Here is a 16,779-nt window from a genome sequence, read left to right on the forward strand (position 1 = left end):
GTACCATAACTGTTACAAGTCCGGATCCGATCTTCTCTGTTCCTACTAATGCTACTTCAGCTGCTTTTGTCATTGCATCAGCTGCTTCAATTGCTGCTGTAAGTCCTCTGGTTTCTACCATTCCTAATGCTTCCTGTGCCATTTTTACTTCCTCCTGAATCTACAAATAAATATCTGATTATATTTTAACTGATGCCCAATGGATATGCAACTGCTAATCCTTATCCAGGGCGCTGATCTTCAGCATTTTCTCCGTTCCCTCTTCCGGGTTCGGGATTACATAATGCTGTACCACACCAGTCATTCTGTTTGCAACTTCCATGCCTGCTTCCACGGCTGCTGTAACATCAGTTACACTTCCTCTGAATTTAATGCAGACAAGGAGCGGTACCGGCAGGCTGTCAGCATTGGCTGGTTTGTTTTTATCAAAAACCTCCAGGCGGACATTTGCTGCCTTACATCCGGCATCGCCTGCTACAAAGGCTGTCGCCAACCCGAATACCTCTAAAATTCCTACAGCTTCTGCCATTTCTTTTCTCCTCTATTGCCAGGCTTATTATTTGTTGCTACTGTTCACTCCGTTCACAGCAATACTCTTTGCGGGATATTACCGGTGAACAGTAACTATTTGTTTACAACTGCGATCTTAAGTCCTGTCATTGCCAGGTTTGTCTGAAGAGCTTCATTGATCTGCTCTAACGGGAACTTATCTGTGATCAATTCAGACATCGGAAGACCAATTGCTTTTGCTCTCTTAAGGAAATCAAAAGTTGTTACATAATCTCTCAGAGTATATACCCAGGAACCAACCAGGTTGATCTCTTTGGAGCAGAGGTCAAAGTGCGGATTAATTGTAGCATCTCCACCATTGATGAAGAAGCCAAGTTCACAAAGACCACCACCATTGCGGATAAATTTATAAATGTTTGCATGAGCTTTCGGGTTTCCTGTGCACTGGAATGCGAAATCTGCAAGATGTCCGCCCTGAGCTTCTTTTACAGCTTCTGTCAGTGCTTCGATTCCCTTAAAGTTCATGAAGTTAACGCTTGTGTCTGCACCCATTCTCTTGGCAAATTCAAGACGTTTCTCATTTCCGTCTACTGCGCAGATATGTTCAACCCCCATAGTACGGAGTACTGCAATGCAGATCAGTCCGATCGGTCCGCAGCCCTGAACAACTACTCTGCTGTTGAAACGAAGAATTCCTGTTGTTTTTGCTCTCTCTACTGCATGTACAAGCACTGCACATGGCTCAATGAGAATTCGGGAATCCAGATCCAGATCACTTACATTAAAGAATGTAGTTCCGAAGTTTCCGCCTCTTAAGAAGATGTAATCAGAGAACCATCCGTTGAGATGTACATCATCGTCAGGAAGAAGTCCGTATACATCAGCTCCGCCTACGTTCTTCTTGTTCAGGTCAAACATTGTAATATCAGGATCATCCTTGAAGATCATACAGGTAACAACTTTGTCTCCAACCTTTACAGGTTTTCCTGCTGTGTCAACTTTAACATTCTTCCCCATTGCCACAATCTCACCTGTACCTTCATGTCCAAGTGCTACCGGGATCAGGTTAAACGGATCTCTCTTAAATTCGTGTGCATCTGTACCGCATACGCCGCATCCTTCAACTTTAACCAGGATATCATCATCTCCGATTGGCGGGATTGGATATTCTTTGATGTCAAAATGCTCTTTCTCAGTTAATACAGCTACTCTGGCTGTCTTCGGGATTCCAGTTGATGCTGCCGGTGCAGAAGCTGCTGCCGGTGCATTTCCTGTCATGCCGGAGAGAACCTGTTTCACGATTTCTTCTATATTTACATTATTCATGTCCATGTTCTTTCTCTCCTTATATCAATTCTTATCGAATACAGAGACTGTCTGCCATTACGCAGCGTCTTCTCTTGGTGAATGTGCTTGCGCATGTAAGGCCTTCACCTGTACGGCTTGCAATGGTAAATGTACAGTAGCCTTCACCGCCAAATCCCAAAGCTGCATAAGACGGTGCATTCTTAACAAGAATTGCTGTATCAATTGCTTTCGCATATTTTGTGATATTATCAATATTCTTTGAATGAATATGTGCGGAATGACGATTGCCATGTTCTAACCAGACTGCCTGCTCTACTGCATCATCAAAATCTCTTGCTCTTACAACACCGAGGATCGGCATCATCAGCTCAGTAGTGATCAGAGGGTGTTCCTTTGGCCCCTCAAATACGATACAGCGGATATTTGCAGGTACATTTACTCCGATCATGGAAAGGAGTGTTCTTGCATCCCGGCCTACGCATTTACGGTTCAGCTTTCCGCCTGCCAGAACAACTTCTGTAAGTTTGTCCTGCTCTTCCTTAGAAGCAAGATAGCAGTCATTCTCAGTTACAAGATAGTGCATCAGCTCATCTACGATAGAGGAAACTGCTACGATCTCTTTCTCGGCAATACATGGAAGATTATTATCAAATGTACATCCGTTTACAATATCTGTGGCTGCTTTGCGGACATCAGCGGTTTCATCAACCAGTGCCGGAGGATTTCCGGCGCCTGCTCCGATACCACGTTTACCGGAAGAAAGAACTGCAGTTACAACTCCAGGTCCGCCGGTTGCAGCGATAAGCGGGATGTCTTTATGTTTCATCATCACATTGCTTGTCTCAAGTGTAGGTTTCTCTACAGTAACTGCAATGTTGTCAGGACCACCGCACTCTAATGATGCTTCATTTAAAAGATTGATTGCATAAATGGAAGTTTTGATTGCTGCAGGATGAGGATTGAATACAACTGTATTTCCTCCTGCAAGCATTCCTATTGTATTACATAAAATTGTTTCACTTGGGTTGGTACATGGAGTGATCGCACCGATCACACCAAAAGGTCCCATCTCGATAAGGGTTAATCCTCTGTCTCCGGACCATGCAGTTGTTGTAATAACTTCTGTTCCGGGAGTCTTGTCAGCTACAAGATGATGTTTGAGGATCTTGTCCCCAACATTTCCCATACCTGTTTCCTCCACGCCCATACGAGCCATTACTTCTGCGTTTTCTTTTATTTTCTTACGGATGCAGGTAATTATTTTTTCTCTCTGATCCATGGACATCTTCTTTACGATAAGCTGTGATTTCTTCGCCGCTTCGATCGCATCATTCATTTCTTTGAAAATACCATGTTTACCAGTCGGAGCGTCTGCAATCTGCATTTTTGCCATTACTTCCTGTACAATTTCCTGTACCATATTCTCATTAATTGGCATGAGACTGTCCTCCTTGATTATCGGTCATCTATACTCTTATTTCATTCCTAACTGAGCCATTACCTGTTTTGTGATCTCAGCAACTAATTCAGCTTCAGATTTGTCTGCTGTTCCTGCTTCCGGCTGGGAATCTCCGCCGCCTACGAAATCATACTGATATCCAGGGAATTTCTTGAATTCGCCGTCATGACATGCGCCGCCGCAGTTATGGCAGTTATGGCCATCTTTATTCAGGCAGAGGTTTGCAGGATGCTTGCCTGCCATACCGAATTTACGGCGAATTTCATACAGTTTCTTAATGTTCTTCTCATCAAATTCCTTAGGTCCGCCAAGAACTTTTGACTGATACAGAAGCTGTGCGTAGAACTCAACAGATTCCATCTTCATGTAAGCTGCGTTTAAGTCTGTGCTCCATGTCAGTGCTCCATGGTTCTCAAGAAGAACTGCATCGAAATATGGAAGGTATTTCTCAAGATTATCCGGAATCTCCATTGTAGATGGTGTACCGTATTCAGCGATCGGAACGCATCCAAGTGAGATAACTGCTTCAGGCATGATCGGCTGTGTCAGCGGAATACCTGCAATTGCAAAAGATGTTGCATAAATCGGATGAGCATGCACAACAGAACCTACGTCCGGTCTCTTCTCATAAACTCTCATATGCATTTTGATTTCAGAGGATGGTTTGAATCCCGGGTTAGCCTGGATCACATTTCCTTCTCTGTCTACTTTACAGATATACTCCGGTGTCATAAAACCTTTGGATACACCTGTAGGTGTGCAAAGAAATTCGTTGTCGTTCAGTTTTACAGAGATGTTACCATCGTTTGCAGCTACCATGTTGCGGCTGTAGATTCTTCTTCCGATGTCGCAGATCTGTTTTTTGATTTCATATTCGTTTACCATGCTCATTTTCCTCCTTAAGGCATTGATATAGTTTTTGACGTTTCTACCTGTGATTTTACACTATCGGTCATAAAAAGTCAATACATTTCCGTTGTTTTATGTTGTTTTTACAGGTTTTATTGTGTTGTTTTTGTTTGTTTTTTTCTTTTTTTATTCCAATAATCGTATCAGATGCAAAAAATGCCTCATCCACCGATCTGACAGTCCAGACCGCAGACCGCATGTACTGCCTTTTTTAATGTTTCCATATGTTCTTTGGACGGTGGTTCCACATTTCCCATCAGATATGGTCTGCCAAGTCCCTCATATTTATCCTGTCCAAGTCTGTGATACGGAAGAAGATGAATCTTGTCCACTCCGGGAAGTGTGTCTGCAAACCTTGCAATCCCCTGGATTTCCTCCACTGTATCATTAAATGTGGGTATCACCGGTACACGGATTACCAGCCTGGTTTTACCGGAAAGCGCCACTTTTCTGGCATTTTCCATCATCAGTTCATTGGAACGTCCTGTAAATTCTTTATGTTTCGCAGGATTTGTATGTTTAATATCCATTAAATAAGTATCCAGATACGGTAAGATTGTCTCAATCGTCTCCCATTTTGCACATGCCATACTCTCGATCGCAGTAGAAATCCCTCTCTCTTTGGCAGCTCTCAGAAGTGCTCCTGCAAATTCCGGCTGACAGAGACATTCTCCGCCAGAAAGAGTCATACCTCCGCCCGAGCGGTAATAGTATACCCTGTCTTTCTCAACTTCTTCAATCATCTCCCTGACTGTCACATCACGTCCGATGACCTTGTCTTCTCCCTGCACTTTCATTGTCTGGATCTTATATTCCTGAGATTCCGGATTGCAGCACCATTTGCACCGCAGGACACAACCTTTCAGAAATACGATTGTCCTTATACCCGGTCCATCATGAATAGAATATTTCTGGACATCAAATACTCTGCCCTTTGTATCCAAATAGTCCATGCTTTTCCTTTCTTATTCTGTTATCCATACATCCTCTGCCGGTCACTTTTACTTTCTGTAAAGGCAGTCAGGATCAGAATCCCTGTTCTGTACGGCGGATGATGTCATCCTGAAGAGAACGGGAAAGTGTCGTAAACAGTGCGCTGTAGCCTGCCACGCGCACTACCAGATGTTTGTATTTCTCAGGATGTTCCTGTGCATCCAGCAGTGTCTGCCTGTCAACTACATTAAACTGCATGTGCATTCCCTTCTGGTCAAAGTATCCGCGGATCAGCGCAACGAATTTCTCCAGTCCTTCTCTTCCGGAAAGTGCGGATGGATGGAATTTCTGGTTAAAGAGTGTTCCGTTGGATACAATAAAATGATCCAGTCTGGATACGGAAGTTGCCGCTGCTGTAGGTCCCTTCACATCCTTGCCCGCAGATGGTGAAACGCCATCTGCAACGGGTGTGTGTGCATATCTTCCATCCGGTGTTGCTCCTGTCTGTCCGCCCAACGGTACATTTGCAGATACAGGATACAGACCTGCCTGGAACTTTCCGCCTCTTGGATTGTTATACTTCTGAAGCGGTTTGGAATATGTATAGGCAACTTCTCTTGCAAAATAATCAACTTCCGGAATATCATTTCCAAATTTCGGAACTTCATCTATCATATCGTGGATTTCTTTGAATCTCTGTGTCTTTTGTTCGCCCGGTTTCATTCCCATGAAAGTTTTCAGAAGTCCCTCTGCAGTGGAAGCATCCACATTTCTGCCTGCTTTCTGCATTGCCTTCATGATCATCTCTGTCATATCACCGGCGGACTGCGCATCCAGTCCTTTATCATAGTTCCATGCAAGAGCTTCCTTAAGTTCTTTCATAGATACTTTCTTATCCTCATAGACCAGTTTGCGGATTGCAAAAAGTCCATCTGCCATATTGGCGATTCCAAATCCCTGAGGACCTGTAAAGTTGTAAACAGCTCCACCTTCCTGGACAGACTTGCCTTCTTTCAGACAGTCATCTATCATACAGGAAAGGAATGGTAACGGACAGCGTTCCGCATGAGCTACATCAATAGCATTATCTGCATTCACCAGCAGGGAAATGCAGTATTCCATCTGTTTCTTATATGCGTCAAAGAATTCATCAAAGGTCTTCATCTGAGTGACATCGCCGGTAGGGATTCCCACCATCTCACCTTTATCCATACCATTCGAAAAAACAAGTTCCAGAGGTCTGCACATATTAAAGAATGCGGCATCATGCCACCCTTCTGTCTTACCGGCTTTCTGCGGTTCTACACATCCGATGATATTGTACTCTCTGGCATCCTCCAGAGATAAGCCTCTGTTCTGCAGTGCCGGAATAATCACCTCATCATTGTAATATGCAGGAAGTCCGATTCCTGTTCTCGTAAGCTCGGCTGCCTTTATCAGGAATTCATGCGGAGAACCATTCCATACTCTCACAGAAAGTGATGGAGCCGGAAGATGCACATGCATGGATGCCTGAATACACATAATAGAAAGATCGTTAGTTACATCCTCTCCCTCTTTATTCTGACCACCCGCGATCAGATTCTGGAAAAGGCTATATCCTGCAAATCCTTCCGCTGAAGCCGCATCACGACATTTATTCAGGTCATTTAATTTAACCCAGATGCAATCCATCAATTCCTGTGCGAACTCTCGGGTAATAGTTCCTGCTTCCATATCCTTCTTATAATATGGATACATATACTGATCAAAGCGACCCGGTGAAATAGAATGTCCACTGGATTCCATCTGAAGAAGCTGCTGTACAAACCAGAATGACTGACATGCCTCATAGAAATTCTGTGCACCCTTTGCCGGTACCCTGCTACAGTTCTCTGCGATAACAAGAAGTTCCTGTTTTCTTACCGGATCACTTGTCTGTGCCGCCATTTCCTGCGCAAGTTTTGCATATCTGCCTGCATAATCGATCACCGCCTTACAGCTTAAAATCACTGCCTCAAGGAAGTGAGACTTTCTTGCATAATTACCGTCACCGACACTGCATCCATCCAACTCTTTCTGAGCCTTCTCCATGATTCCCTCAAAACCGGTTTCCAGTACTTCCCAGTATTTAACTGTTACATGTCCTACACCATTGTAAAAATAATTTCCAGGTGTAAAAATATTGTGTTCAATTGCCTTGATTGCTTCCGGTGCCATATAGGAAGTTGCAAGTTCACTGGTTGTTTTCCCTTTCCAGTACTTATCTGCCTCCTTAAGTTCGGCTTTGGTCTCCTCAGCAATCTCAAAAGGATCCGCAGTTCTGGTCGCAACTGTATCCAGTTCAGCTTCCAGCCACTCATAAGAGAACTCCGGAAATGTCTGACATCCCCTCGGCGCAATCGTACTGCTTCCGACAATCAGTTCATTGTCACGGATAATGATCGGAATATTATGAAGAATATGCGCAAAAGCCTTTGCTCTGCGTGTGATAATCGGTTCTCCTTCTGTTTCCTTATAAGATTCTGTGATCAGCTTTGCTCTGGCTGATTCGATCACCGGCATATGTTCATACAATGCATCTACCAGTTTCTGAATTCTGGGAGACTTGGGAATATCTGATGTTTGAAATTTTTCCATGTTACTCCTTTCTCATGAATAAAAGCTGCACCCATACCAGACCCCAATACATTCCGGTATCATTCTGACAGCAATATCCTCCATGTTTTCATATAGATTCATTATACCTTATGGCTATTGCAAAGTCAACATGAATCAACATGTATATCCTGAACTTTCATGTTGTTTTTTATTTGTTTTTTCTTCTATTCTGGTTGTTTTTGTTTTGTTTTTATGATTGACATTTCATTTTTCTTCAGACACGTTAAAAGCAGCATATCAGGTTATGATCCATAACTCTGATATGCTGCTTTTTAATATCGTATATTGTTTTTTCTGCATCGGATGACTTTAATGAGCATGCTTTTCCATCTCTGCACTCCCATATATTCATATACACTTAACTATTATTTCCTGTTCTCTTTTTGTTCTCTGGCTTCTCTTACTTTCTCCCTCTGTTTCGTCAGATCGTAATAATCATCTGTAAGAACCCCATGTTTCCGCATCATATCAAACACAATCTGCTGAGCAGGTGTCATCTTCATGCCAATAGAATTATTATAATCTGTAAGAACGCATCCTGTTTTCTCAATTAGCCAGAACAGCGGAGAATCATCATCCGGAATCATTTTCCAGATTTCATTCTCTGTCCACGGAAGCAATTCCATCATTCCATGAAGATGTCCTCTGGGTATTCTTATATAATCACCGTCCGGCTTGATCAGACCATCAGAAAAGTTCTCATCCTTAATTTTCATCTCATTTAACAGTTCTTCTGTTATCTTCATCCTCTTTTCCTCACCCTCGAGTATTCCTTTTTTCTATTATACGTTTCCTGCCAGAGTTACGCAAGTAAAAAGTCTGAACAGCCTCTTTGTCATCAAAAATATAGTGAAATATATCATTTTCTATAAAATTCTATCTTGATTAAATTGCAAAAAAATTGTAGACTATATATGCACACACATTAATAGTTTTTGTTAATTAAGACTATTTGAGGTTTCCTCATAATGTCTCAATTATACACACACATTTTCTAAAAAGAGCAGCTGCATCATCCGATGCGCTGCTCTTTTATTTTATAACTGTTCTCTGCCGTCGACGGCATTCTTTAATGATTTTAAGACTTACTTTTTCTTCTTCAGGAAATAAATAAGTAAAATTATGATAATAATAATCCCAATACCGCTAATCCAGATTACAGGATTCTTCATTCCTGAATCTGCTTTTACATTCTTTCCTGATGTTTTCTGACTCTGCTCATCATCAGATTCTTTATCTTCTGTCGGAGCAGGCGTCTCTGTTTCTCCCGGTGTTGGCGTCGCTTCTTCTGTCGGCGTTGCCTCCGGTGTCGGTGTCGCTTCTTCTGTTGGTGTTGCCTCCGGTGTCGGTGTTGTTTTCGGAGTTGGAGTTGCTTCCGGTGTCGGTGTAACAATCTCAGCAGCAACCGGGACATTTCCTGAGGTACCTGTAGCCTCCGGTGCATCTCCGGATACATTTTCATTCACATAATCTGTATCCCTGTCAAGATTCAGCCATCCCTGTGTCACACCATCTGTGTCTGTTTTTCCCCAGTTTGTTCCGTCTTCTCCCTGCATATACTGAGAAATATGTACGCTTGTCCCATCCGCAATTCCGTCTGTTCCTGAAACTTCATCAAATTTCTCTCCAGGACCGTTATAAACCGGTACATTTCCACCATTTCCCTGAATTTTTACTTCAAAATCCACATCTTTTCCGCCAAAAGTACGATACTCTTCATTCACTGCGTCTGCCCTGGAAGCCGGATCCAGATCATCCATAGGAACATATCCGTTCATCCCATGATACTGGGTATATGCCCACTTTTTGCCGTCCGTTCCATCTTTCTCACCCAGAACATGGATTGCAGTTCCATTCGGAATCTGACCGTCATTCAGTTTAATTCCCTTCGGATCCGCTTCATCATAAATATCTGCTCCACCCTGTGCACTCTGTACGATCATGTAATAATCTGTTGCATAATCCGGATTCTGGCTCATTCCATCATCAGCATAAACAGAAACCGCTGTCACAATAATGCACAGCAATATTGCCAATACTGTTCCCAACCTTCTCTTCATAATCTCTTTCCTTCATTTCTCATTTTCTTTTTACAGCAGATGAACTTTTGTATTTGCTGTATGTGTTCCCATAAGGCTCTTTCACGTATGCTTTTACTGCATAGTAGTATGATACACCTTTTTGTGCTTTTTTGTCCAGATATGAAGAACGATTTCCACCGGAAATTCTCTTTATCAACTGATAAGAACCTCCTTTTTTCTTTCTGTATATATAATATCCGTTACATTTTTTCTGTGGATTCCATCTGATTCTGATTCCCTTCTTTTCAGACTTCACAGAGGAAATCTTCTGCAACGAAGGTGCCGCCTTAACCACATCGCCGATTGTATATTTACTGTAGTATCTTTTTCCGGATGCTTCATAATATGCCTTTACCGTATAACGGTATGAAGCATTGGCTTTAACTTTACTGTCCTTATATTTTAATGTGGAAGTCCCGACGTCTGCGATTTTTGACCATTTTCCTCCTGCAGCAGGTTTTCTGTACACATAATATCCTGTAGCTTGCGAAACTTTTTTCCATGAAACAAGATTATACCCGGAATTATAAGCCTTTACCTGAAATACCGGCGTATCCGGTACCCATGACTGATTTAAAGTTCTTGTATGTGCCTTGATCCTTACAGTCCAGTTTTTTGTCTTTCCATCTGACCATTCTGCTGTTGCTGATGCACCCTTATGAAAAGTCTGTCCTGACTCTATCCCTGCTGTGGAAGTAAACCATTTGCTTCCACCTGATGTCTTATAACCGGCATTTGCTTCCACACCAAAACTGATATAACTGATTCCACTGTTAGTAATCACTACCGAATACCTGCTCCCCTGCTTCAGCATTACTTCCGGTACAGTAACTGTCTGCACCCCTGCCACTGGCTGTTCAACTTCACAGGGCTGCGTATACGCAGCAGTTCCACTTTCCGGATCCGAAAGATCTGTAAGATCTGTATATACCTGTATTTTATATGAAGCATTATCATTCATGGTAACTACATTGATTTCTCCCAGAGCCTCTTCGTTTCCATTCCCTGCCTTCGTTTCATAAACAACTGATACTGACTGTCCAGGCTGTACTTTTATAGAAGAAATAGCTGAAGAACCATCATAAAAATAGTTATTATTATATTTCTGATCAGAAACAGTCACTGCCTCTGCACTTACAAGATTACCGATATTTGGATCCTGATAGGAAAGATAGTAATATCCCCCATCTCCCTTGTTCTCTCCCCAACTGTTTTTTATAATCCAGGCACCATCTGATGTCACATTGGAAACAGGCAAGAAATTATTCTTTGAATAATTATCATCCCATCCTACGACTGTCACAATATGATTGATCACAGTCGAACTCGATTTTCCAACAGGATAACAATATGCAGCCGTATCTGGATTTACATAATTATCTTTCATATAAAGCATTATGGATACTGCATGATCATTCAGCAGCATTTCCTTCATACGTTCCTCACTGTATTTGGAAAAAGATGCATTTTTCAGGTATGCCACAGAATTATAAGCCTTACTCTCCGGAATCTGTACACTCAGATTCTGCTGATGCAAAGAATCCGTAGGAAACGGCACATCATCCTCTGTAGTCATTCCAGACCAGGTGCTGAGATAGATAGCCGCCAGATAATCATTGCCCCCTATCTCATGATAATCTCCCAGTACCGAGTTCACATCATCGGGAGTATTTCCCAACGGATCATTCTGTCTGTTTGAAAAAAAGTATGATAAGTGTTCCTCTGACAGATCATAAGTTCCTTTATTCTGTGCCAGAAGTGAAGTTTCCATAATTGCCGCCATCCCAAAAGCCCAGCAGGTTCCAAATGGATTCTGATTTTTTACAGCAGTAACCAGTCCTTCTTTTCTGGAATCATAGGAGGATGGAAATGCTGTTTCTCTGCTTCCATATGCAGCGTAAACTGATGTCAGATCACTCTCTACTTCAGGTCCCGGATCTATCGGTTTTAAATTTTTAAAAGGTTCTAACTCTTCTTTTCTTTCCTCTTCTGTCAACGGACGACCCTTGATATATCGAATTCCATCTGTATTTTCTTCCGCTGCTTCTCCGTCCTGGAACTCCTGTTTTGTTTCATCGCTTTCGAACAGTTCTGCATCAGATTCCGTATCTGTTCCAAATTCATCTGCCTGTGAACTTTGAAATTCTTCCACATCCGATATATTTTCTTCTGTCTCCTGCCGGACTCCGGATTCAAATACTTCCTGACCTGCGGCAGGCACTGATGTCCCAAACATTGTACAAATCATCAAAACTGCCAATGCACGTATTGCAGTATTTCTTTTTTTCATATGGTAATTTATTCCTCCATGCATAAATATGATACCATCATATCATTATCGTTTTTGTTTTTCAACCGCTATCAATGACAAAACCGTCAGAAAACAGTTTCCGTTACTGTTTTCCGGCGGTTCTATGTAGAAGTGAAAGGTTCTGCCGACGGGAAAATGCCGCCAGGAAAAGATGGCAAATGCCTGTGAGGCATTTTCTTCTGTATATGTGAAAAGTGTGGAAAGCGTGTGTGTACCGCCTTGCATAATTCAGAACAGATTCGAAAAATCTTACAGACTTTTCTCTTTTGCTACCACTATTCTAGCAGAACACTCTCTGCATTACAATGAAAATCGTTCCTTCTTATTTTTGTTAATCTGACACGTTCCTTTTTATTTCGGATTAATTTCCCCTGCCCTTTTCATCATATCAGCCAGTTCCTGATATTTTCCCGTGATATATCCATAATTCTTTCTTTTATGCGGAAGCATACAGTTTGTACAGTCTTTAATTCCCTTATCTGTATAACGGAAATTTCCCCCGCATTTCTCGCCCAGAGCATATAACGGACAGTAACAGAACAGACAGTTGAAATCCTCCGAATCTGCATTTTTATGACATGGAAAAAATTCGCATTTCTTATGGCTGAAATAAGAATATTCCTTTCCTTCCCAATAAGGTTTCTCCATTGCTACCTCTCCTCTCCTGTTGCAAGTTTTTATCTTTTCAGAATAATTCCGTTTTCTCATTCTCCATCAATCCCTCCCATCAGAGGACGAAATCTGCAAAACAAAAAATACTCTAATAAATCATCAATTTCTTTTTACATAACAAAGCATTGAAAATTCATTACAGTATTTTTTACAGATTGCACATTTCAAACTAAGAGGGAGCGATGCTACCCCGGGGTAGAAAAAAATCCGTTCATGAGTGCGCGGAGGGAACGAATAAATCCGAAGTAGTATCGCCTGCCATTTAATCATGTATAATTCATAAAGAACAGGCGCATTCCATAAAAAATGTCTGCCTTCAGATAAAAGCAGACAACACTCCGAAGCTGCGGATTCAACGGAGTTGGTTGTTACACTTTACACGGAAGTTTAACCTCGCCATACCAAGCAGGTTTCCTGGCTCCAGGCTCATCGCTCCTCTCTCCTTCTCATGCTATGGCACAATGGACATTCTGAGATTTGCTCCTCTGTTACAGTGACCGGATCGCTCAGGTTTCTCACCTGATTCCCTCTTTCTGTACTGTTTTCCTCACAGTATCAGCACTTAATATGTTCTGTATGGAATTATACTATCTGTATAATAACACTCTGCAATTAGTTTGTCAACTATTTATCAATATATTTTTTAACTAAAATTTCCTGCATTATTCTCTCATTACTTTTCCAACGAAGGATATTTCACTCCCTCCGGCAAAGGATCCCATTCATTCAGTCCAAGACTTTGTCTGAATTTTGCTTCTTCCAGACTCAGTTTCGGAACCTCCTCATTCAGATATGCTCTCAGCTCATCAATCCCTTCTCCGGTCACATTATTTACTAGAAAAATTCTTTCGCATCCGGCATTCAGCATCCACTGGCGCACCATCGGAACATTTGCATAGGGAGAATCTATTTTCGTAATAATTCCTATCAGCGGTCTCAGAATAAATGCATTACTGCCATATCCAAATAAACTGAAAGGTTCATCCGCTGACTGTACCATTGCCACCACATCTGCTTCAAAAGAAAAACAGGCCAGCCCTACGCTGAAATGCTTGGACTCTGCATACTCTCCCGGAGAATCAATAGTATCATCATCCGTATTCGTATACTGCGTTTTTACATAATGAAGTTTTTCGCCTTTTAATGCCTGTGTTAATGAAGTCTTACCAGCCTCACTTCTGCCCATCAGAAATATTTTCTTCATATTTAATGTCTGTCCCTTTCATTTCTCTCAGCTATTCCGGCTGTTACGAGAGCATCATCGGTATGGAATAACTGACTTTCGTATGTTTTAACTTTTGTGAACTGCACAAGTCTTAAAACCAAGTACTTCTTTAAAAAATTTCACCACTTCTTCCACCGCAGTCTGAACTTCCACCAGACCGCCGGTAAGAATCAATGAGCCACTGAAACGGTCCATGAAACCAATCTCCACATTTGCACTTTTTACCGCAATGTCAGCAGCTACAACCACTGCTTCCCATGGGGTAAAACGAATCATTCCGATTGCTTCTCCTGTGTGGTCTTCTCCCTCATGAACTCCAATGTGCAGACCAAGATTCTGATAAATGCAGGTCTGGGAAGGACTGATTACATGAGCCAGACAGACTTCCTTTCCCGGCACCCTCACTCTGGTCATACGAAGATTTTTTCCCTTTAATTTCTCATAATCTTGGTGATAAAGCTTTTCCAGTAATTCTCTGGTTGTCATCCCACCACTTCCTATCTCTTGGTAATCTTGCAGACTACATAACCCAGAGTATCTCTGAAATAGTCCACAACCTCAGTCATCGCTGACATTACATCGGAAATCTCTCCCGTAATGATCAGCGTACCTGTAAAACGATCCGCAAAGCCAAGATAAACATTCCCGCTTTTCACCGCAATATCAGATGCGATCACTGCTGATTCCGGCGGTGTCATATTCATGATTCCAATTGCAGATGAACGATAATCCACCTGAGGATTCAGTCCGAGCTTCTGATATATGATCGGAGCTGGTCCTCCCATTACATGGGCAAAAGTAATCTCCTTGCCTGCAACAGTTTCCTGCACAATTCTTATATGTTCTACATGTTCATTCGCCATTTATCATTCCTCGCTTTCCTCATTTCCTCTATAATTATAATCCGGATAATTCATGCGGATATTCTTGATCCGCTTCCCTGTCAATACATTCTCAACACAAATTTCAGATTATTGTAACTGTCCACTACCTTCATCCAAAGCCAAATTAATTAAATATTATCTTTGTTGACTATAGGATTCCGGCTTCATATGTTCAATTATTATATAAACTGTACTATCCGGGCAGTTTTATGTCAAGGTAAAATCTGCCTGAAAATCGGTAAAATGTTACTGATCAGGAATGGGCAGCAACACTTAACATACAAAGAAAAGGAGCATCAGCCCCCTTAGCGATACTCCTTTTCAACCCCTATAAATTTAATTATTTATACTAATTTAATTACACCAGTCTTCTTACAGAAACAATCGTTCTGTATGCTGCGTTATCACTGATCTTAATACCATCCACAGAATTGGATGCGTGAACGATGCGTCCATTACCCATATAGATTGCTACATGTCCACCATAACAGATCAGATCACCTGGCTGTGCATCTGCATAGGATACTTCTGTACCGGCATTCTGCTGTTCATAAGAAGTTCTTGGAAGACTTACTCCAAAATTCGCATATACACTCTGTGTAAATCCCGAACAGTCAGCACCACCTGTAAGGCTTGTACCTCCCCATACATATGGATTACCGACAAACTGTGTCGCATAATCTACTACAGAAGATCCTGAACCGGAACCAGATGATGAAGAGCTGTCTGAGTCAGATGACTGCTCACTTTCATAATCTTCTGCTGAAACTGTATTATCAGAGTCAATCACATTACCATACTCATCATATTCTACATCATCAGAAGTTCCTGCATTGTCAACAATATCTCCATTTTCATCATATTCCACATCATCTTCTGATTCATCTTCGTAATCAGAATCCTCATCAACGTTCTCTATCTCGTTTCCGTCCTCATCATATTCTGCATTCCCTTCATCTTCTGATTCAGACTCCTGTTCCTGCTCTGCGGCTTCTGCAGCAGCAGCTTCCTCTGCTGCCTGTCTTGCTGCCTCTTCCTCAGCCTGACGTCTTGCCTCTTCCTCAGCTGCAATTCTCTCAGCTTCCAGCCTCTGAATCTCCGCTGTCTGTTCTGCTAACAGGTTTGCATATTCTGTTGCCTGCTGCTGTGCATATGCAATCTCATTCTCATAATCAGCTGATTCAGATTTCTTCTGATCGATCTGACACTGAAGATCATAGGACTGCTGTTCATAAGAAGCCTTCATCTCCTCCAGTTCTGCTTTGTCAGATTCATACTGTGTCTTTAAGTTATTTACTTCATTGATAGTATTTACATATTTGTCAAGATTCTTTCTGTCCTGCTCATACATCTGCTGTGTATTCTCAGCACGTGTCAGAAGCTCACTTAAATCTTCTGAGTTGAGCATCATCTGAAACCAGGCTGCATCACCGCCCTGCTCATATAAAGCCTGAATACGCAGCTTCATGCTCTCATACTGTTTATCTCTTGCTTTCTGTGCCTTGCCCAGATCCTGCTTTGTTTTAATAATCTCTACTTCTTTATTATCGATATCTCCTTTCAGAGTATCAATAGAAACCATAACACTTACAAGATTGGAATCCAGTTCGGAAATCTCATTCTCAAGCTGTGATTTCGCATATGCAAGCTCATCCATTCTGGAATAAGTTGCATCAAGCTGCTGACTTGTGATCGCCTGCTCTTCTCTCAATTCATCCTCTCTTGAAGCACTTACACTAACAACCTGTGATGCACTCATCAGTAGTGCTAATGTAAGACACACAATTCTTTTCTTCATGAATTCTCACCCTCGTAACATTTTCTTTCTATATCTTAATGTTTTTGCA

15 protein-coding genes and 1 riboswitch are annotated in these 16,779 nt (G+C 41.8%); all 15 genes read right to left on the reverse strand.

The genetic code is table 11. The features are described 5' to 3' along the window. The coding region (locus tag G4417_RS13695; protein ID WP_173679596.1) for a BMC domain-containing protein at positions 1-142 on the reverse strand (142 nt) is incomplete at its 3' end. 72 nt (positions 143-214) lie between these two features. Continuing rightward, the gene (locus G4417_RS13700; RefSeq protein WP_008705582.1) at positions 215-529 is read right to left on the reverse strand and encodes a BMC domain-containing protein; all 315 of its coding nucleotides are present in this window, start codon (positions 527-529) and stop codon (positions 215-217) included. A 95-nt stretch (positions 530-624) separates the two neighbouring features. Continuing rightward, positions 625-1,842: a zinc-binding dehydrogenase gene (locus G4417_RS13705; RefSeq protein WP_025580588.1), complete on the reverse strand. Its 1,218-nt coding sequence runs from the start codon at positions 1,840-1,842 to the stop codon at positions 625-627. Between the two features lie 25 nt (positions 1,843-1,867). Beyond that, entirely contained in the window at positions 1,868-3,256 is a 1,389-nt protein-coding gene (locus G4417_RS13710; RefSeq protein WP_173683906.1) for an aldehyde dehydrogenase family protein, read from the reverse strand. A 36-nt stretch (positions 3,257-3,292) separates the two neighbouring features. Next, the gene (locus tag G4417_RS13715) at positions 3,293-4,162 is read right to left on the reverse strand and encodes a class II aldolase/adducin family protein (RefSeq protein WP_025580586.1); all 870 of its coding nucleotides are present in this window, start codon (positions 4,160-4,162) and stop codon (positions 3,293-3,295) included. 185 nt (positions 4,163-4,347) lie between these two features. Then, positions 4,348-5,139, reverse strand: coding sequence for a glycyl-radical enzyme activating protein (locus G4417_RS13720; RefSeq protein ID WP_008705586.1), 792 nt, complete (start codon positions 5,137-5,139; stop codon positions 4,348-4,350). Positions 5,140-5,212: 73 nt separating this feature from the next. Continuing rightward, positions 5,213-7,738, reverse strand: coding sequence for a glycyl radical protein (locus tag G4417_RS13725; protein ID WP_173683905.1), 2,526 nt, complete (start codon positions 7,736-7,738; stop codon positions 5,213-5,215). Positions 7,739-8,124: 386 nt separating this feature from the next. After that, on the reverse strand, positions 8,125-8,505 hold the full coding sequence (locus G4417_RS13730) for a hypothetical protein (RefSeq protein WP_173683904.1): 381 nt from the start codon (positions 8,503-8,505) through the stop codon (positions 8,125-8,127). 339 nt (positions 8,506-8,844) lie between these two features. Continuing rightward, complete coding sequence (locus G4417_RS13735) at positions 8,845-9,819, reverse strand: hypothetical protein (protein ID WP_173683903.1); 975 nt, start codon at positions 9,817-9,819, stop codon at positions 8,845-8,847. A 19-nt stretch (positions 9,820-9,838) separates the two neighbouring features. Continuing rightward, entirely contained in the window at positions 9,839-12,130 is a 2,292-nt protein-coding gene (locus tag G4417_RS13740) for a C1 family peptidase (protein WP_243268872.1), read from the reverse strand. A 372-nt stretch (positions 12,131-12,502) separates the two neighbouring features. Beyond that, on the reverse strand, positions 12,503-12,799 hold the full coding sequence (locus G4417_RS13745) for a cysteine-rich small domain-containing protein (RefSeq protein ID WP_173683902.1): 297 nt from the start codon (positions 12,797-12,799) through the stop codon (positions 12,503-12,505). Between the two features lie 410 nt (positions 12,800-13,209). Next, a riboswitch (cobalamin riboswitch) is annotated at positions 13,210-13,404 on the reverse strand. Positions 13,405-13,496: 92 nt separating this feature from the next. Continuing rightward, positions 13,497-14,027 (reverse strand): EutP/PduV family microcompartment system protein, encoded by a 531-nt coding sequence (locus G4417_RS13750; RefSeq protein ID WP_173683901.1) that lies wholly within the window; start codon positions 14,025-14,027, stop codon positions 13,497-13,499. 87 nt (positions 14,028-14,114) lie between these two features. Beyond that, positions 14,115-14,534: a BMC domain-containing protein gene (locus tag G4417_RS13755; protein WP_173683900.1), complete on the reverse strand. Its 420-nt coding sequence runs from the start codon at positions 14,532-14,534 to the stop codon at positions 14,115-14,117. A gap of 11 nt (positions 14,535-14,545) precedes the next feature. Next, positions 14,546-14,911, reverse strand: a complete 366-nt coding sequence (locus tag G4417_RS13760; protein WP_173683899.1) for a BMC domain-containing protein — start codon at positions 14,909-14,911, stop codon at positions 14,546-14,548. Between the two features lie 379 nt (positions 14,912-15,290). Then, positions 15,291-16,730: an NlpC/P60 family protein gene (locus G4417_RS13765; RefSeq protein WP_173683898.1), complete on the reverse strand. Its 1,440-nt coding sequence runs from the start codon at positions 16,728-16,730 to the stop codon at positions 15,291-15,293. Between the last annotated feature and the right edge of the window lie 49 nt (positions 16,731-16,779).

This window comes from Blautia wexlerae, from assembly GCF_013300825.1.
GTDB classification, from domain to species: Bacteria; Bacillota; Clostridia; order Lachnospirales; family Lachnospiraceae; genus Blautia_A; species Blautia_A wexlerae_B.